Source organism: Streptomyces sp. NPDC107528, from assembly GCF_055639295.1.
This window is the reverse complement of record NZ_JBVKAV010000009.1, coordinates 63,043-78,837: the sequence shown is the minus strand read 5'-3', so window position 1 is coordinate 78,837 and position 15,795 is coordinate 63,043. Positions and strand designations below refer to the sequence as shown.

Here is a 15,795-nt window from a genome sequence, read left to right as displayed (position 1 = left end):
AAGCGTCGGACACGCCGGGGGGGAGCGTGTCGTGGGCGCGTCAGGGATGGGTCAGGGGGCGAGGATCACCGAGCGGGTGAGGTGGCGGGGCTGGTCCGGGTCGAGGCCGCGTGCCGCGGCGACGGCGACCGCGAGCCGCTGGGCGCGGACCAGTTCGGCGAGGGGGTCCAGGCCGCCTTCGATCCACAGCCCGCCGATGGAACGCACCTGCTCGGCCAGCCCTTCGGGCGCCTCGCCGAACATCCAGGTCGCGGTGCCGCCGGTGGTGATGCTGATCGGGCCGTGCCGGTACTCCATGGCCGGGTAGGCCTCCGTCCACGACAGCGACGCCTCGCGCATCTTCAGCCCGGCCTCGTTGGCCAGGCCCACGGTCCAGCCACGGCCGAGGAAGGTGAACTGCCCGCACTCCACCAGCCCTTCGGGCAGTTCGCCGGCGAGCGCGGCGCGCGCGTCGGCCACGACCGCGTCGGTGTGCAGGCCGAGGTGGGCGCGGAGCAGGGTGAAGGCGGTGGTCGCGAACCTCGTCTGCACGACGGACCGTTCGTCCGCGTAGTCCAGGACCACGATCTCGTCGGCGACCGCCATGACGGGCGTGTCCGGGTCGGCGGTGATCGCGACGGTCGGCGTACGCCCCTTCAACCGCCCGAGCAGGTCCAGCACTTCGGTGGTCGTACCGGAGCGGGTGAGGGCGAGGACACGGTCGTAGGAGCGCCCGGGCGGGAACTCCGACGCGGCGAAGGCGTCCGTCTCGCCGCGGCCCGACCCCTCACGCAGCGCGGCGAAGGCCTGCGCCATGAAATACGACGTCCCGCAGCCGACGACCGCGACCCGCTCCCCCGGCGTCGGCAGCACCCCGCCGAGGGCGGGCGCCTCGGTCGCGGCGCGGGTCCAGCACTCGGGCTGGCTGTTGAGCTCGTCCTCGACATGCGTCATGCCGCCATCCTCCGAACCTCTGATGGAACTTGCACTAGGTCATCTGATTGTTCTTGCAAGATAGCGCCCGCTTTCGAGCATAATCAAGCAAACACGGGAAGAAGCGTGCGCTAAGGTCGCGGGAGATCGAGGAATGGAGGGTGGATGTCGCGCGACGCCCGCTGGAAGGCGCTGCTGGAGCTGCTCGTGGAGCGGGGCCGGCTGGACGTCGAGGAGGCGGCCGGCGAGCTGGAGGTCTCGGCCGCAACGATCCGCCGCGACTTCGATCAGCTCGCCGAGCAGCAGATGCTGGTGCGGACACGGGGTGGGGCGGTCGTACACGGAGTGTCGTACGAGCTGCCGCTGCGCTACAAGACGGCCCGGCACGCCTCCGAGAAGCAGCGCATCGCCAAGGCGGTGGCCGACATCATCGCCCCCGGCGAGGCGGTCGGGCTGACCGGCGGTACGACGACGACCGAGGTGGCGCGTGCCCTGGCCGTGCGCAGCGACCTCGCGGCCGGGTCGCCCGCACTGACCGTCGTCACCAACGCGCTCAACATCGCCAATGAGCTGGCGGTACGCCCCCAGTTCAAGATCGTGGTCACCGGCGGGGTGGCGCGCCCGCAGTCGTACGAACTCATCGGGCCGCTCGCGGACGGGGTGCTGTCCCAGATCACGATCGACGTGGCGGTTCTCGGCGTCGTCGGCTTCGACGTCACGCACGGCGCCGCAGCGCACGACGAGGCGGAGGCCGCGATCAACCGGCTGCTGTGCGAGCGCGCCGAGCGCGTGGTCGTGGCCGCGGACTCCAGCAAGCTGGGCCAGCGGGCGTTCGCCCGGATCTGCGCGGCCGAAGCGGTGAACACGCTGGTCACGGACACGGCTGCCGATCCGGAGACCCTGCGCCGCTTCGAGGAGGCGGGCCTGCGGGTCGTCGCGGTCTGAGCCCCGGGCAGCCCCGGGCTCCCGCCGCCCGGCCCACCTCCGGCCGATACCACCTACGCTGGGAGCGAGGCGCTTGGCAGGCCAGGGAGGCTGCGATGAGCACTACTCCGATCGAGACGGGCACACCGGGGGCGTCGCGGTACGTGCCGATCGCCGATCACGGCCTGATCGGCGATCTGCGCAGCGTGGCCCTCGTGGGCATCGACGGCACGATCGACTGGTACTGCTGCCCAGCCTTCGACGCGCCCAGCGTCTTCGCGGCGATCCTGGACGCCGAGCAGGGCGGCTGCTTCGAGCTGGCGGCCTCCGTGCCGGCCCGGACCAAGCAGTTCTACTTCCCCGACACGAACGTCCTGATCACCAGGTTCTTCACCGAGGACGGCGTCGGCGAAGTGCAGGACTTCATGCCGGTCGACGACGATGTGGCCGAGGTCGAGCGGCACCGGCTGATCCGACGTGTGGTGTGCGTACGCGGCTCGATCCCGTTCCGTACGCGCATCGCACCCCGCTTCGAGTACGGCACCCGGCAGCACACCGTCCGCATGGAGGGCGAGGTGGCGGTCTTCGAGTCGGAGGAGCTCTCGGTCGGGCTGACCTCCACCGTGCCGCTGGAGATCGACGGGCCGGATGTGCACGGCGAATTCAAGCTCTCCCAGGGCGAGTCGGCGGTGCTGGCGCTGGACCGGATCAGCGGGGCGCTCGCGCTGAAGCGGTGCGCGCGGGCCGAGGCCGAGAGGCAGTTCAACAGCACGGTGGCCTACTGGCGGAACTGGCTGTCCGCGTCCGAGTACCGGGGCCGCTGGCGGGAGATGGTGCACCGCTCCGCGCTCACCCTGAAGCTGCTCACCTACGCGCCCACCGGTGCCATCGTGGCCGCGCCTACGACGAGTCTGCCCGAGCAGCTCGGCGGCGAACGCAACTGGGACTACCGGTACATGTGGGTGCGCGACGCCGCGTTCTGCGTGTACGCGATGCTGCGGCTGGGCTTCACGACCGAGGCCGAGGCCTTCATGAAGTTCCTGACCGATCACGTCAGCCGGGGCGACGGCTCGCCCACGGGTCCGTTGCAGATCATGTACGGCATCGACGGCCGCACCGATCTGCCCGAGCGTGAACTCGACCACCTGGAGGGCTATCTCGGCTCGGCTCCGGTGCGTGTCGGCAACGCCGCCTCCGACCAGCTCCAGCTCGACATCTACGGCGCGTTGATCGACTCGATCTACCTCTACGACAAGTGGGCGCAGCCCATCTCCAGCGACCAGTGGGACAACGTGTGCGCGCTGGTGGAGTGGGTGTGCGAGAACTGGGACCAGCCGGACGAGGGCATCTGGGAGACCCGCGGCGGACGCAAGAACTTCCTGTACTCGCGGCTCATGTGCTGGGTGGCGATCGAGCGGGGCATCCGCATGGCCAACCGCCGCGGGCTGCCCGCCGATCTGCCGCGCTGGCAGGAGTGCCGGGACAGGATCTACCGGCGGATCATGAGCGGGTGCTGGTCCGAGACCCGCAGGGCCTTCGTCCAGTGCGAGGACAGTGACGTACTGGACGCGTCCGTGCTGATGATGCCGATGGCGAAGTTCATCGCGCCGACCGACCCGAAGTGGCTGTCCACACTCGACGCCCTCACCGAGGACCTGGTGTCCGACTCGCTGGTCTACCGTTATGACCCGGAGGCGAGCCCAGACGGACTGCGCGGCGACGAGGGCACCTTCTCCATCTGCTCGTTCTGGTACGTCGAGGCCATGGTCCGCGCCGGACGGGTCGACGAGGCGCAGCTGGCCTTCGAGAAGATGCTGACGTACGCCAACCATCTGGGCCTGTATGCCGAGGAGATCAGCCACACGGGCGAGCAACAGGGCAATTTCCCGCAGGCGTTCACCCATCTCTCCCTGATCAGTGCGGCGTTCAACCTGGATCGCGCCCTGGGCTGAGGTCAGTTCAGCGGGCGAATAGCGCCCGGGGGGTGCGTGCCGCGCATGCCGCGGGCGTGCCCGTCATCCACTCGGTGCCCGCCGGGGAACGCAGGCCCGCCCTGTACAACGACCTGAGGCTGCCCCCGTCTGCTGACCGGCATCCTCGTCTGCGGCACCGGCGGCCGGATCGCCTCGGGGCGGTGGGCGGATGCCTCGCGACGGCCGTGCTCGTGCATCTGCCGGCGTGGCGGCAGGGCGTCCACGGGTTCCGGCTGGTGCTGGTCGGCATCGGGGTGAGCGCCCTGCTCCAGGGTGTGAACGCCTACTTGCCGGCCAAGGCCCGCTTCACGCAGGCAGGCCAGGCGATGGTGTGGCTCAACGGCAGCCTCAACGGTTGGGGTTGGTGCGACGTCCGCCCCGCTGCCCTCGGCCTGCTCGTCGCGCTGCCGCTGGTGGCGCTCGCCGCGAGCAGGATGCGGATCCTGGAAATGGGCGACGACGAGGCGGGCGGGCTCGGGGTGTGGTCCAGCGGACCCGGCTGGTGAACCTCGTACTGGGCACGGCGGCCTGCGCGGTGGCCACGGCAGCCGCCGGCCCGATCCCCTTCGTGGCCCTCCTCGCCCCCCAGTCGGCCCGCCGGCTCCCCCGGGCCCCCGGCCCGAACCTCCTCGCGGCCACCTGCGCCGGCGCGCTGCTCGTGGTCGCCGCGGACTTCGCCTCGCAGCGCATCCACGAGTCGGCGCAACTGCCCTCGGTGTGGTGACCGCGGTCGTCGGCGGGGTGTACCTGCGGCTGCTGCTGCGGAGGCAGACGCGGGCGGGGGGATCCGACCCGCCGCTCAGTGCCCGTGCTCCGCGGTCCCGTCCTCGTGCCCGGGCGCCTGTGAGGCGGGCGCCGTCGCCCCTGCCCGCACGGTGAACTCCGCCGTGTGCACCTCCCCTTCGTGCTTGAAGTCGAGGAACAGCCGGTAGGCGCCGCTGCTCGGCGCCGTCGCCGTGAACGAGATCGCCGGGCCGGGCTTCGTCCTGCCGTCGCCGGGCTCCCCGTTGGGGTGGACGTGGAGGTAGGCGAGGTCGCCCGAGCGCAGGGCCACCAGGTGGCCGTAGGCGCCGAGGTAGGGCTGGAGGTTGGTGACGGGGTGGCCGCCCCGAGAGACCTTCAGCTTCAGCTCGCTCTCCTTGCCCGGGCGCAGGGCGCCGTCCAGCCGGACTTCGTAGCCATGGACCTTCGCCGTGGTGTTCGGCACCGGCATCGGCTGCGGCTCGTAGGAGCCGGCGGCGGCCAGGTCCGCGCCGAGGGTGAGGTTCTCGGCGTCCTTCTTCGCCGGGGTGAAGTCTGCGAAGACGCGGTAGCCGCCCGCGCGGGGCAGCTCGACGGGGATGCTCCAGGTGCCGTCGGCGGCGCGGGTGGGGTGCAGGTGGCGGTAGGTGCCCAGGTCGCGTGAGGCCACGATGAGGTGGAGTTCCTTCTCGTGCTCGCGGCGGTAGGCGGTGACGGCACGTCCGTCGTCGTCGCGGATGACGAAGCTCAGGTCGGATCGCTGTCCGGCCGTGACGCCCGGGGTGCGCAGGTCGAGGGTGTAGCCGCCCTCGGAGATCTGCAGCCCGCCGGCCGGCTTCGTCTCATGCCCGCCGCCGTGCCCGCCGCCCTCCCGTGCCGATGGCGCCTCACTGTGGCTCTCGTGGCGGGCGGGGGCCGGGTCCTCGACGACCGGGTCGACGCCCTTGCCCACACCGTAGGCGGTGCCGAAGGTCGCGGTCAGTGCGGCGGCGAACGCGGTGATCCTCAGTCCGGCATGCATGGCGGTCTCCTGCGGGTCGGTCCTTCGATATGATCCTTCACTGCACTTCACGATACCCCTAGGGGGTATGAAGTCAACCCGGTCCCTCACTTGCCTCGACTACCCCATGGGGGTATACATGGACACCGGCAAGGATACCCCTACCCCGTACCCGGATCGCCGGGACGGTGCCCCTTCGGAGGGAACAGGAACCCATGACCACCACCACGTACGCCGTGTCCGGTATGAGCTGCGCCCACTGCAAGGCCACGCTCACCAAGGTCATCAGCGAGCTGGACGGCGTCACAGAGGTCGGTGTCGATCTCGCGACCGGCCAGGTCACCGTCACCAGCCCCGGCGAGCCGGACGACGCCCTGATCACCGAGGTCGTCGACGAGGCCGGCTACGAGCTGACCGGCCGCGCCGCCTGACCCGCACCCCGAATCGTTGGGGCCCGGGCGCACCGGGCTCCGCCCGCACCCCGCACGAGGAGCTGGGATGACCACCACCGCGTCCGACCCCACGACCGAGGTAGAGCTCGCCATCGGCGGCATGACCTGTGCCTCGTGCGCGGCGCGCATCGAGAAGAAGCTGAACCGCATGGACGGCGTGACCGCCACCGTCAACTACGCCACCGAGAAGGCGAAGGTCAGCTACGGCGACGACGTGTCCGTCCAGGACCTGATCGCCACCGTGGAGGCGACCGGGTACACCGCGCAGGAGCCGGCGCCGCCCGCACCCGAGGAGGCCGGGAGCGGCGACGGGCCCGATGAACTGCGGCCGCTTCGGGAACGGTTGGTCACCGCCGTGGCGCTCGCGGTGCCGGTCGTCGCGATGGCCATGATCCCGGCCCTGCAGTTCGAGTACTGGCAGTGGCTGTCGCTCACGCTGGCGGCGCCCGTCGTGACGTATGCCGGGTGGCCCTTCCACAAGGCGGCGTTCACCAATCTGCGGCACGGCGCGGCGACCATGGACACGCTGATCTCGGTGGGTACCTCGGCCGCGTTCCTGTGGTCCTTGTGGGCGCTGTTCCTCGGCACGGCGGGCGAGCCGGGCATGACGCACCCCTTCGAGCTGACCATCGCGCGCAGTGACGGCTCCGGGAACATCTATCTGGAGGCTGCCGCCGGTGTCATCGCCTTCATCCTGGCCGGGCGCTATTTCGAGGCCCGCTCCAAGCGCAAGGCGGGTGCGGCACTGAAGGCGCTGCTGGAGCTGGGCGCCAAGGACGTGACCGTCCTGGGTGGGAACGGCGCCGAACGGACCATACCCGTCTCGGAGTTGAAGGCCGGCGACCGGTTCCTGGTGCGTCCCGGCGAGAAGATCGCCACCGACGGCACCGTCGTCGAGGGCTCGTCGGCGGTGGACGCCTCGATGCTCACCGGCGAGTCCGTGCCGGTCGAGGTGGCCGTGGGCGACCGGGTCACCGGCGCCACGATCAACGCGGGCGGCCGGCTCGTCGTCGAGGCCACGCGCGTGGGTGCCGATACCCAACTCGCCCGGATGGCCCGGATGGTGGAGGACGCGCAGAACGGCAAGGCAGCGGCGCAGCGGCTCGCGGACCGGATCTCCGCCGTGTTCGTGCCGGTCGTGATCGCCCTGGCGCTGGCCACCCTCGGCTTCTGGCTGGGCAACGGGGCCGAGCCGGTCGCCGCCTTCACCGCCGCGGTCGCCGTACTGATCATCGCCTGCCCGTGCGCCCTGGGTCTTGCCACGCCGACCGCGTTGATGGTGGGCACCGGACGCGGCGCGCAGCTCGGGATCCTGATCAAGGGCCCGGAAGTACTGGAATCCACGCGTAAGGTCGACACGATCGTCCTCGACAAGACGGGCACCGTGACGACCGGCCGGATGACCCTGTTGGCCGTGCACACCGCGGGCAACGCCGACGAGGCCGAAGTCCTGCGCCTCGCGGGCGCGTTGGAGCACGCCTCGGAGCACCCGATCGCCCGTGCCGTGGCCGACGGGGCGCTGCGGAAGCTGGGTGCGCTGCCCACGCCGGAGGACTTCGCGAACGTACCCGGCCTCGGGGTGCAGGGCGTCGTCGACGGGCATGCGGTCCTGGTGGGCCGGGAGCGGCTGCTGGCCGACTGGGCGATGGAACTGCCTAAGGAGCTGCGGCGGGCCAAGTCCGAGGCCGAGGCGGGCGGCCGTACCGCCATCGCGGTCGCCTGGGACGGTGAGGCGCGGGCGGTCCTGGAGGTCGCCGACGCGGTGAAGGAGACCAGCGCGGAGGCGATCCGGCGACTGCGCGGCCTCGGGCTCACCCCGATTCTGCTGACGGGCGACAACCGTGCCGTCGCGCACGCCGTGGCCCGCGAGGTCGGGATCGCTCCTGAGGACGTCATCGCCGAGGTGCTGCCGCAGGACAAGGCCGACGTCGTCAAGCGGCTTCAGGGCGAGGGCCGTTCGGTCGCGATGGTCGGCGACGGCGTCAACGACGCGGCCGCGCTCGCCCAGGCCGACCTGGGTCTGGCGATGGGCACCGGTACGGACGCCGCGATCGAGGCGGGCGACCTGACCCTGGTGCGGGGCGACCTGCGCGCCGCCGCCGACGCCATCCGGCTCTCCCGCCGGACGCTCGGCACCATCCGGTCGAACCTGTTCTGGGCCTTCGCCTACAACGTCGCCGCCCTGCCGCTCGCCGCGGCCGGCCTGCTCAACCCGATGATCGCCGGAGCGGCCATGGCCTTCTCGTCGGTCTTCGTGGTCGGCAACTCGCTGCGCCTGCGCTCGTTCCGGGCCACGAGCTGAATCGTCATGCAAAGGGGGCGCCGCTCAAGCGGCGCCCCCTTCCTTTTCCGTGCGGTCACTCAGCGGCTCGTCAGCCGAAGGCCTTCACGGCCTGGTAGTAGGTCCAGGCCGTGCTGTTGCAGGCGGTCTTCGACGCACCGCTGTAGCCGGCGCACACGCGCTTGAGGTCCTCGTAGAAGGCGCTGTCGACACGCGCCTTGTTGGCGCTGAACGTGCCCAGCGCCTTGTAGTTGCGGTAGCCGAAGTCGTGCCGGGCGCAGGACGTGGAGAAGGGGAAGCCGAACGGATTGTCCGGCGAGGAGGAGCAGTAGTCCGTGGACCAGTCGAAGCCGTACGCGGACCAGGCGGACTGGTTGGAGCGGGCGGCGGCCCAGGAGTTGTAGCTCGACGCGCTGGTCTGGGTCCAGTTGGCCAGGACCTGGGGCTTGTCGGCGGGGGCGGCTTCCGCGGCCGTGGCGGTGGCGACGACGGCCATGAGGGAGAGGGCTGAGGCTGCGAGACCTGTGGCGAGTGTGCGGTGCATTCCACACCTCCATGAGGCTGCGACCCGCCCGTCGGGTCACAGGTTCATGACAAGATGATTGACACCCCAACAGTCCTTTTACACCGCAAGCGACCTAATGACCCGTTAACTCTGGGACATGCGAGGAGATCAGGGGATGAATTCGCGCTCCGCGCGGCGTGCCTCGGTCTGCCCGCGCCTACCCTCCTCCCTCCGTACGTCCACGGCGGTGACCGCCAGGGCGAGCGGCCCCGGGGCCAGGAACGCGAGCGGCACCATCATCCAGGCGCACAGCACCGCGGTCGCCACCGCGAGCAGCACCAGGCCGCTGCCACCCACGTCCTGTACGGAGTCCCGGGCCGCCCCGCGCACGGCCGCACGCCAGTCGGTGAGCGACTCGCGGCGGGCGCAGGCCCTGAGGCCGGTCACGAGGGCGCACGCACCGATCGCGCCGGCCGGCACGACGAACAGCGGCGCACCCGGCAGCCCCGCCCCCGCCAGCGCCAGGTCACCGGCGAGCAGCAGCGTTCCCGCGAGCACCAGGGCGCCCGCCGCAAGGTCGCCGGCCCGCAGCCGCCGCCGTAGCAGCGCGAAGTACCGTCCTGCGGTGGCAGGCCGCTCCTCACGGGCGCCGCGCAGCACCGCGCACGCCGTCGACAGCGCCGCGGGCGCCGTCAGCAGCGGCAGACCGGCCACGGCTGTGGCGAGGCCGACGCTCAGCACGTCGGCGAACAGGGTCATGCGCGGGCCGAACACCTCGCCCGCCTCCCGCGGCGGCGTCCCAGTCGGTCCACTCGGTCCACTCATGCCGCTCACCCCTTGAGTCCGGAGCTGGCCATGCCCTCCACCAGGAGGCGCTGGAAGGCGAGGAAGAACAGCACGATCGGCAGCAGCGCGATGACGGACAGCGCGAACATCGGGCCGAACGCCGAGGTGCTGGAGGCGTCCACGAACGACCGCAGGGCGAGCGTGAGCGTGAACTTGTCGGGGTCGAAGAGATAGATGAGCTGGGTGAAGAAGTCGTTCCACGTCCAGATGAAGGTGAAGATCGCGGTGGTGATCAGCGCGGGGCGGGTGAGCGGCAGCACGATCTTGAAGAAGCTGCGGAACGGGCCGCAGCCGTCGATACGGGCCGCCTCCTCCAGCTCGCGCGGCAGTCCGCGCATGAACTGCACGATGAGGAAGACGAAGAACGCCTCGGTGGCGAGGAACTTCGGCAGGATCAGGGGCCAGTAGGTGTTCACCAGGCCGAGCTGGTTGAAGATGATGTACTGCGGGATCAGCACCGCGTGATGCGGCAGCATGATCGTCGCGATCATGAACGCGAACAGCGGGCCCCGGAAGCGGAAGCGCAGCCGCGCGAAGGCGTAGGCGGCGAGCGAGCAGCTGATCACGTTGCCGAGGACCGCGCCGCCCGCGATCAGCAGCGAGTTGCTCAGCAGCCGCCAGATGGAGACGTCGTTCACGCCGTCCAGAGCGGACTTGTAGTTGGACCACTCCAGGTGGCTGGGCAGCAGGTTGAGGCTGGCTATGACCTCCTCGGCGGGCTTGAGCGAGGTGGCCAGCAACCACGCCAACGGGTACAGCATGACCAGCAGCGCGGCCAGGCAGCCGACGTGCAGGGCGATGCGCCCCCAGGCAACGGGCTTGCGGACGCCCGGCGTTGTGGTGGTGGTCATCGGTCCCCCTCGGAGGCGTAGAAGACCCAGGAGCGCGAGGTGCGGAACAGCACCGCGGTGACGGCGCCGATGACGGTCAGCAGCACCCAGGCCATGGCGGAGGCGTAGCCCATGTGGGAGGCGACGAAGCCGCGGTCGTAGAGGTACAGGGTGTAGACGAGGGTCGAGTCGGCGGGGCCGCCCTTGCCGGCGCCGATCGCGAACGCGGGCGTGAAGACCTGGAAGGCCTGGATGGTCTGCAGCACGAGGTTGAAGAACAGGACCGGGGACAGCATGGGCACCGTGACGGACAGGAACTGCCGCCACTTCCCGGCGCCGTCCACGGCCGCCGCCTCGTACAGCTCGCCCGGGATCTGCTGGAGTCCCGCGAGAAAGATGACCATCGGCGCCCCGAACTGCCACACCGTCAGCAGCGCCACGGCCAGCAACGCCCAACCCGGCTTGTTGACCCAGCCGCCGGTGCCGAGCAGGTTGTCCACGGTGCCGCCGTCGTTGAAGATCGCGCGCCAGACGAGGGCGATCGACATCGACGCGCCGAGCAGTGACGGGGCGTAGAACGCGGACCGGTAGAAGCCCTTGCCGCGTTTCATGGACTTCAGGGCGAGCGCCACGCCCAGCGCGAGGGCGAGTTGCAGGGGCACGGCGATGACGACGTACGTCAGAGTGGTCACCACTGAACGCCAGTAGCGCGGGTCCTCGGTGAACATCTGGACGTAGTTGCGCAGGCCCACCCAGCGCGGCGGGTTGAACAGGTCGTAGTCGGTGAAGGACAGGTACAGCGACACGGCCATCGGCAGCAGCGTCAGGACGATCGCGCCGAGCACCCATGGCGAGAGGAACACCCAGGCGGGGCCCTGTGGTTCGCGCCTGGGCCGGCGCTTCGGGACCGGGGTGGCCCGCGCTTTCCCGGCGGCGGGCGCGAAGATGTCGGTGGTGGTCATGACCTCAGCTCCGCCTTCGCCTCGGTGACGTAGTTCTCGGCCGCCTCGCTCGGCGACATGCGCTCGTACGACACCTGGTCGTAGTCGCGCTGGAAGGTGGTCTGCAGGGCGTTGTCGCCCGCGGGCGGGGCCTGCGGGGGGTCCTTGAGAGAGCCCTCCAGCAACGCCTGGTAGTCGGCGATCGTCCGGTCGAAGTCCTTGAGCTGCGGCTCGATCGCCTTGCGAATGGACTCGTTGACGGGGATGCCGCGGGTGGCACCGAGGATCTGTGCCGCCTTCCCGTCGTTGATGAGGAAGTCGACGAGCTGCGCCGCCTCCTTCGGATGGGCGGTGTTGGCGCCGACCCCGAGGAACATCGACGGCTTGAAGTACTGGCCGGGGGTGCCGTCCTCTCCGGACGGCATCGGCGCGAGAGCGACGCCGCTCGGTATGAGGGCGAGGAAACCGCTCGCCGGTGCGTCCCAGTTGGAGTCGGAGGTGGCCTCGCCGCGCCCCAGCGGGGTGTTCTCCACGGAGCCGTCGAGCTGGGTGGTCTGCTCGGCGGGCGAGACGACGCCCTCGCGGCGGAGCCCGTCGGTGAAGGTCCACCAGCGGGTCAGGTCCCCGGCCGTGAAGCCGAGCCCGCCGTCCTTGGTGTAGAGGGACTTGCCCTGGCCGCGCAGCCAGACTTCGAAGCAGTCCTCGCTCTGCCCGGGGTCGGTGGCGCCGGGTTTGCCGGTCTTCTCCGTCAGGGCCCGCATGGCGTCGGCCCACTCGCCCCAGGTCCAGCTCCCGCCCGGGAGCGGAACGCCGGACTCCTTCCAGGCCTTGACGTCATAGGCGACGGTCTCGGTGCCGCGGCCCTGCGGGATCGCGTACTGCGTGCCGTCCAGCCGCCCGGTCGCGAGCAGGCCCGCGTCGATCTCACCGGTGCGCAGTACGGCCTCCTGCTGAGCGAGGTCGAGCAGGACGTCACCCGAGGCGTACTGGTCGATCTGCCGGTAGTCGAGCTGCATCACATCCGGGGCGTCGCCGCCCGCCGCCTGGGTGGCGAGCTTCTGCTTGTAGGCGTCGTAGGCCGAGAACGACGTCTGCACCTGGACGTTCGGGTGCTGTTTCTCGAACAGGGCGACGGCCTGCTCGGTGCGTTCCGCGCGGTCGGGGTTGCCCCACCACGTGTAGCGCAGCACCACCTTGCCGCCGCCGACCGACTCTCCGGATCCGCCGCAGCCGACCGGCATCGCGCAGAGCACGAGTGCGGCGGCCGACGCGCAGAACCCCTTTGTCCTGTGTCCGGGCATGCCGAGGTCACCTCTCCTTTCCTCGGGCTTTCTGTTGGCCCCCCTCGGCCCCCCTTGGCCTGCTCCCCGCCGGCCTGAGTTGCGCCGGCTGCTACTCGCCGCCGTAAGGCAGCGTCGTCCCGGGCAGGTTGTACTCGTCGCGGCGCCCGCACATGCCGAAGCCGCCGAGTCTGGTGGGCGCGGTCTCGTACGCGGTCGCGTCGGCGAGATACGTCGGCTCGCCCGCCTCCAGCGCTTCGAGCTGGGCGCCGGTGCGCTCGGCCGTGGCCAGGGCGCCGGCCCGCCACAGCTCCCGCCAGTTCGGCACCTTGGCGCGCACGAGCCGGGCGGCGGTGCGCTGGAACTCGGCGTACGGGCCGTTGTCACCGGCGACGAGCGCCTCGCGCAGCGCGAGGTACCCCTCGACGGCGAGGTCCCGGCGGCGACGCGCGGCAGCCGCCGTCTTTGGTCCCGTGCCGGGCGGAAGGGCCGCCGCGGCGGCGTACTTCTCCGGGTCGGCGAGCACCTCGGGCGGGAAGGTGAACACCGCGTCCCCGGCCTCGGGCAGCCCGCTGTTCTGCATCAGCACCGTGATGCGCAGGTCGCCGCCCTGGACCATACGGTGCACGGTCCCCGGCGTGAACCAGGTGACCGAGCCGGGCTCCAGGGGGATGTCCCGGTAGCCGTCCGGGCTCAGCGTCTGCACGGCCCCTCGGCCGCCGGTGACGACGTACGCCTCCGTGCACACCAGGTGCAGATGAGGGCTGCCGCCGCAGACACCGTCGGCGGCCTCCCAGTCATAGGCGCTGAGGTGGGACAGCCCGACGGCGCCGGGCAGCGGATGCGGCAGGTTCGGCTTCACCACGGCAACCCCTCCAGGTGAGAGCCCACCTGCTCCCGGTCCCAGGCTCCGTCGGCGACGACCACCCGGTAGCGGTAGGCGAAGGACTCCCCCGGCGGCAGTTCGAACTCCTCGAAGAACGCCCAGGAGAACGCCACCGTCGGGATCGGCTCGGAGCGCACGAACCAGTGGGACTCGTGGATCGCGGCCTGCGCGTCGAGGTTCTCGGGGGCGTGCGCGAAGACGAGCGTGGAGTGCCCGTCGATGTCGTCGTGCTCGGTGGTGAACGCGAGCCACGGGCCCTGTGTGCCCATCAGCTTGCCCGCGTCCGCGCCCGCTCCCCCGTCGAGGTCGGGGCCGAAGGCTGTGCCGCCGGTGAAGTCCCGGGGGCCGCGCCACTGGAGTCCGGTGTAGCCGGCCATCTCACGGCCGGCGGTGGTGGGCGAGCCGAACGCCAGGGGCTCGGCACGGACGTTGGTGAGCCGGATCGACCAGTCCAGGGTCCAGGCGCCGGACTCCTCGTCCACCGAGTGGACGGTCAGCCCGCGCACCTCGCGCGCCCACTCCTCGCCGCCGTTCTCGACCCAGGTGAGCTCCTCGCTGAAGGCGAGCCGGTCGTCCTCGATGGTGAACTCGGTGAACCCGTCGTGCCGCATGGAGCCGACCCGCTCGGGCAGCGGCAGATAGCCCTCACCGTGGACGTAGCAGTTGCCGCCCCAGAAGTTCTGCCCCGACAGATGGCTCGCCGTCATCTGCAGGCCCTTGTGCCAGCGGTGGTCGCTCGGCCGGTAGCCGGTCACGGTGTGCCCGGCCAGGGTGCGCACGGGGTGGGCGTAGGGCTTGCGGGACTCGAACGCCTCCGGATCGGGGCGGTAGACGTACCGCAGGATCTCGGTGCCGTTCGCGGCCGTGACGGCGATGTGGTCGCCGTGTGCGTGGGTGACGCGGATGCTCATGCGCGCTCCTTGGGGGCCCAGTGGGGGTGGTCACCGTGCATGGCCGGGTAGAAGGGATCGCCGGGCCGGATCTCGCCCGCGTGCACCGGGTTTCCCGTGAACGCGGCCTTGTAGAGGGCCGCGGCGAAGTCGAGGGTGGCCCGGGCGTCGGGGCCGCTGCCGGGCGGCCGGACACCGTTGTCGTAGGCGTCGAGGAGGGCGCCGAGCTGTGCCGTGTGGGAGCTGGGCAGGTCCGCCGCGGGGGTGCGCCAGGCGGTGGCGCGCTGGGCGGGGACGTGCGGGGCCGGGGTGTAGACCCAGTCCTCGTTGCGGTGGCCGTACAGGTGAGTGAGCTCGACCGTGCCGTCGGCGCAGTCGACGCGGATGCGGCTCACCTCGTGCGGGGACAGCACGCTGTTGACGACGGTGGCCAGGGCGCCGTTCTCGAAGCGCACGAGGGCCGTCGAGACGTCCTCGCTCTCGGTGTCGTGCACCAGGCGCGCGGCCATGGCCCGCATCTCCGCCCACGGACCGAGCAGGTGCAGCAGCAGGTCGAACTGGTGGATGCCGTGACCCATCGTCGGCCCGCCGCCCTCGGTGGCCCAGCGCCCGCGCCACGGCACCGCGTAGTACGCGGCGTCCCGGTGCCAGGTCGTCTGGCAGTGCGCGACCAGCGGGTTGCCCAGCTCACCGCTCGCGATCAGCTCACGGGCGTGCACGGCGCCGGAGCCGTAGCGGTGCTGGAAGACCACGGACGCATACGCTCCCGACGCCTCCTCGGCCGCCGCGATGTCGTCGTACTCGGCGAGCGACAGACACAGCGGCTTCTCGCACAGCACCCAGGCGCCCGCCTTGAGCGCGGCGACCGTCTGCTCCCGGTGCAGCGACGGCGGCGTGCCGATCAGGACCAGGTCGGGGCGTACGGCGTCCAGCATCTCGCCGGTCGAGGTGTACCCGGTGACGTCCTCGCCCGCGAGCTCCCGGAAGGCGTTCAGCCGGGCCTGGTCCACGTCGACGGCGGCGACCAGCTCCACCCGGTCGGGGTGGGATCTCAGCGCGGGGAGATGGCTGCCGCTGACGATGGCGCCGGTGCCGATCACCGCGACGCGGCGGCGGGCGGGGCTTGGGGACATGCAGTTCTCCTCGGACGGCGGACAGCCCGCTCAGAAAGCGCTTGCACTTCGAGGGCGACCCTAGGCAGGGACGGAATGTAAGGACAACCCCTCTGCGGCGAGATGAGCAAAGCCCGACCCGTCCGGCTCCGTCCGCCTCCCGCACGCTCCCCTTGTCGACCGCCGCTCAAACGAACGAAGATCACAGGGCCGCCAGGGCTT

General features: G+C 71.1%; 16 protein-coding genes. 6 read left to right on the top strand and 10 right to left on the bottom strand.

Annotated elements, in window-relative coordinates:
* Positions 1-51 precede the first annotated feature (51 nt).
* Positions 52-933 carry an SIS domain-containing protein gene (locus tag ACZ7L5_RS27455; protein ID WP_471519598.1) on the bottom strand — a complete coding sequence of 294 codons (882 nt, stop codon included), beginning with the start codon at positions 931-933 and terminating at the stop codon, positions 52-54.
* A 144-nt stretch (positions 934-1,077) separates the two neighbouring features.
* Here ACZ7L5_RS27455 and ACZ7L5_RS27450 point away from each other — a divergent pair, with 144 nt between their 5' ends.
* From ACZ7L5_RS27450 to ACZ7L5_RS27435, 4 genes are all read left to right on the top strand, one after another.
* The gene (locus ACZ7L5_RS27450; RefSeq protein WP_328883485.1) at positions 1,078-1,857 is read left to right on the top strand and encodes a DeoR/GlpR family DNA-binding transcription regulator; all 780 of its coding nucleotides are present in this window, start codon (positions 1,078-1,080) and stop codon (positions 1,855-1,857) included.
* A gap of 95 nt (positions 1,858-1,952) precedes the next feature.
* Positions 1,953-3,788, top strand: coding sequence for a glycoside hydrolase family 15 protein (locus tag ACZ7L5_RS27445; RefSeq protein ID WP_471519597.1), 1,836 nt, complete (start codon positions 1,953-1,955; stop codon positions 3,786-3,788).
* A gap of 32 nt (positions 3,789-3,820) precedes the next feature.
* Positions 3,821-4,315 (top strand): iron chelate uptake ABC transporter family permease subunit, encoded by a 495-nt coding sequence (locus ACZ7L5_RS27440; RefSeq protein ID WP_471519595.1) that lies wholly within the window; start codon positions 3,821-3,823, stop codon positions 4,313-4,315.
* Positions 4,312-4,533: an iron chelate uptake ABC transporter family permease subunit gene (locus ACZ7L5_RS27435; protein WP_471519594.1), complete on the top strand. Its 222-nt coding sequence runs from the start codon at positions 4,312-4,314 to the stop codon at positions 4,531-4,533. Before ACZ7L5_RS27440 ends, ACZ7L5_RS27435 begins: the two co-directional genes overlap by 4 nt.
* Positions 4,534-4,608: 75 nt before the next feature.
* Here ACZ7L5_RS27435 and ACZ7L5_RS27430 read toward each other — a convergent pair whose 3' ends face one another.
* Positions 4,609-5,571 (bottom strand): hypothetical protein, encoded by a 963-nt coding sequence (locus ACZ7L5_RS27430; protein ID WP_471519593.1) that lies wholly within the window; start codon positions 5,569-5,571, stop codon positions 4,609-4,611.
* A gap of 194 nt (positions 5,572-5,765) precedes the next feature.
* Between ACZ7L5_RS27430 and ACZ7L5_RS27425 the strand changes: the two genes are divergently transcribed.
* Positions 5,766-5,981 carry a heavy-metal-associated domain-containing protein gene (locus ACZ7L5_RS27425; RefSeq protein ID WP_471519591.1) on the top strand — a complete coding sequence of 72 codons (216 nt, stop codon included), beginning with the start codon at positions 5,766-5,768 and terminating at the stop codon, positions 5,979-5,981.
* 67 nt (positions 5,982-6,048) lie between these two features.
* Positions 6,049-8,304 (top strand): heavy metal translocating P-type ATPase, encoded by a 2,256-nt coding sequence (locus ACZ7L5_RS27420; protein WP_471519590.1) that lies wholly within the window; start codon positions 6,049-6,051, stop codon positions 8,302-8,304.
* Positions 8,305-8,374: 70 nt separating this feature from the next.
* On the opposite strand, the gene ACZ7L5_RS27415 is transcribed toward ACZ7L5_RS27420, so the two are convergent.
* From ACZ7L5_RS27415 to ACZ7L5_RS27380, 8 genes are all read right to left on the bottom strand, one after another.
* Positions 8,375-8,827, bottom strand: coding sequence for a phospholipase (locus ACZ7L5_RS27415; RefSeq protein WP_471519589.1), 453 nt, complete (start codon positions 8,825-8,827; stop codon positions 8,375-8,377).
* A gap of 129 nt (positions 8,828-8,956) precedes the next feature.
* Positions 8,957-9,613, bottom strand: a complete 657-nt coding sequence (locus ACZ7L5_RS27410; protein ID WP_471519587.1) for a hypothetical protein — start codon at positions 9,611-9,613, stop codon at positions 8,957-8,959.
* 5 nt (positions 9,614-9,618) lie between these two features.
* Positions 9,619-10,485, bottom strand: coding sequence for a carbohydrate ABC transporter permease (locus ACZ7L5_RS27405; protein ID WP_471519586.1), 867 nt, complete (start codon positions 10,483-10,485; stop codon positions 9,619-9,621).
* A complete protein-coding gene (locus ACZ7L5_RS27400; RefSeq protein WP_471519584.1) occupies positions 10,482-11,426 on the bottom strand; it encodes a carbohydrate ABC transporter permease in 945 nt (314 codons plus the stop codon). The genes ACZ7L5_RS27405 and ACZ7L5_RS27400 overlap by 4 nt, the downstream gene beginning before the upstream one ends.
* The gene (locus ACZ7L5_RS27395; RefSeq protein WP_471519583.1) at positions 11,423-12,706 is read right to left on the bottom strand and encodes an ABC transporter substrate-binding protein; all 1,284 of its coding nucleotides are present in this window, start codon (positions 12,704-12,706) and stop codon (positions 11,423-11,425) included. Before ACZ7L5_RS27395 ends, ACZ7L5_RS27400 begins: the two co-directional genes overlap by 4 nt.
* Positions 12,707-12,797: 91 nt before the next feature.
* On the bottom strand, positions 12,798-13,550 hold the full coding sequence (locus ACZ7L5_RS27390) for a cupin domain-containing protein (RefSeq protein WP_471519582.1): 753 nt from the start codon (positions 13,548-13,550) through the stop codon (positions 12,798-12,800).
* Positions 13,544-14,482 carry a DUF6807 domain-containing protein gene (locus tag ACZ7L5_RS27385; protein ID WP_471519580.1) on the bottom strand — a complete coding sequence of 313 codons (939 nt, stop codon included), beginning with the start codon at positions 14,480-14,482 and terminating at the stop codon, positions 13,544-13,546. Before ACZ7L5_RS27385 ends, ACZ7L5_RS27390 begins: the two co-directional genes overlap by 7 nt.
* Positions 14,479-15,594, bottom strand: coding sequence for a Gfo/Idh/MocA family protein (locus ACZ7L5_RS27380; protein ID WP_471519578.1), 1,116 nt, complete (start codon positions 15,592-15,594; stop codon positions 14,479-14,481). Before ACZ7L5_RS27380 ends, ACZ7L5_RS27385 begins: the two co-directional genes overlap by 4 nt.
* Between the last annotated feature and the right edge of the window lie 201 nt (positions 15,595-15,795).

Bases quoted from the DNA above. Each gene is read 5' to 3' on its own strand.
- ACZ7L5_RS27455 (WP_471519598.1), bottom strand. From the start codon at position 933: ATGACGCATGTCGAGGACGAGCTCAACAGCCAGCCCGAGTGCTGGACC.
- ACZ7L5_RS27450 (WP_328883485.1), top strand. From the start codon at position 1,078: ATGTCGCGCGACGCCCGCTGGAAGGCGCTGCTGGAGCTGCTCGTGGAG.
- ACZ7L5_RS27445 (WP_471519597.1), top strand. From the start codon at position 1,953: ATGAGCACTACTCCGATCGAGACGGGCACACCGGGGGCGTCGCGGTAC.
- ACZ7L5_RS27430 (WP_471519593.1), bottom strand. From the start codon at position 5,571: ATGCATGCCGGACTGAGGATCACCGCGTTCGCCGCCGCACTGACCGCG.
- ACZ7L5_RS27425 (WP_471519591.1), top strand. From the start codon at position 5,766: ATGACCACCACCACGTACGCCGTGTCCGGTATGAGCTGCGCCCACTGC.
- ACZ7L5_RS27420 (WP_471519590.1), top strand. From the start codon at position 6,049: ATGACCACCACCGCGTCCGACCCCACGACCGAGGTAGAGCTCGCCATC.
- ACZ7L5_RS27415 (WP_471519589.1), bottom strand. From the start codon at position 8,827: ATGCACCGCACACTCGCCACAGGTCTCGCAGCCTCAGCCCTCTCCCTC.
- ACZ7L5_RS27410 (WP_471519587.1), bottom strand. From the start codon at position 9,613: ATGAGTGGACCGAGTGGACCGACTGGGACGCCGCCGCGGGAGGCGGGC.
- ACZ7L5_RS27405 (WP_471519586.1), bottom strand. From the start codon at position 10,485: ATGACCACCACCACAACGCCGGGCGTCCGCAAGCCCGTTGCCTGGGGG.
- ACZ7L5_RS27400 (WP_471519584.1), bottom strand. From the start codon at position 11,426: ATGACCACCACCGACATCTTCGCGCCCGCCGCCGGGAAAGCGCGGGCC.
- ACZ7L5_RS27395 (WP_471519583.1), bottom strand. From the start codon at position 12,706: ATGCCCGGACACAGGACAAAGGGGTTCTGCGCGTCGGCCGCCGCACTC.
- ACZ7L5_RS27385 (WP_471519580.1), bottom strand. From the start codon at position 14,482: ATGAGCATCCGCGTCACCCACGCACACGGCGACCACATCGCCGTCACG.
- ACZ7L5_RS27380 (WP_471519578.1), bottom strand. From the start codon at position 15,594: ATGTCCCCAAGCCCCGCCCGCCGCCGCGTCGCGGTGATCGGCACCGGC.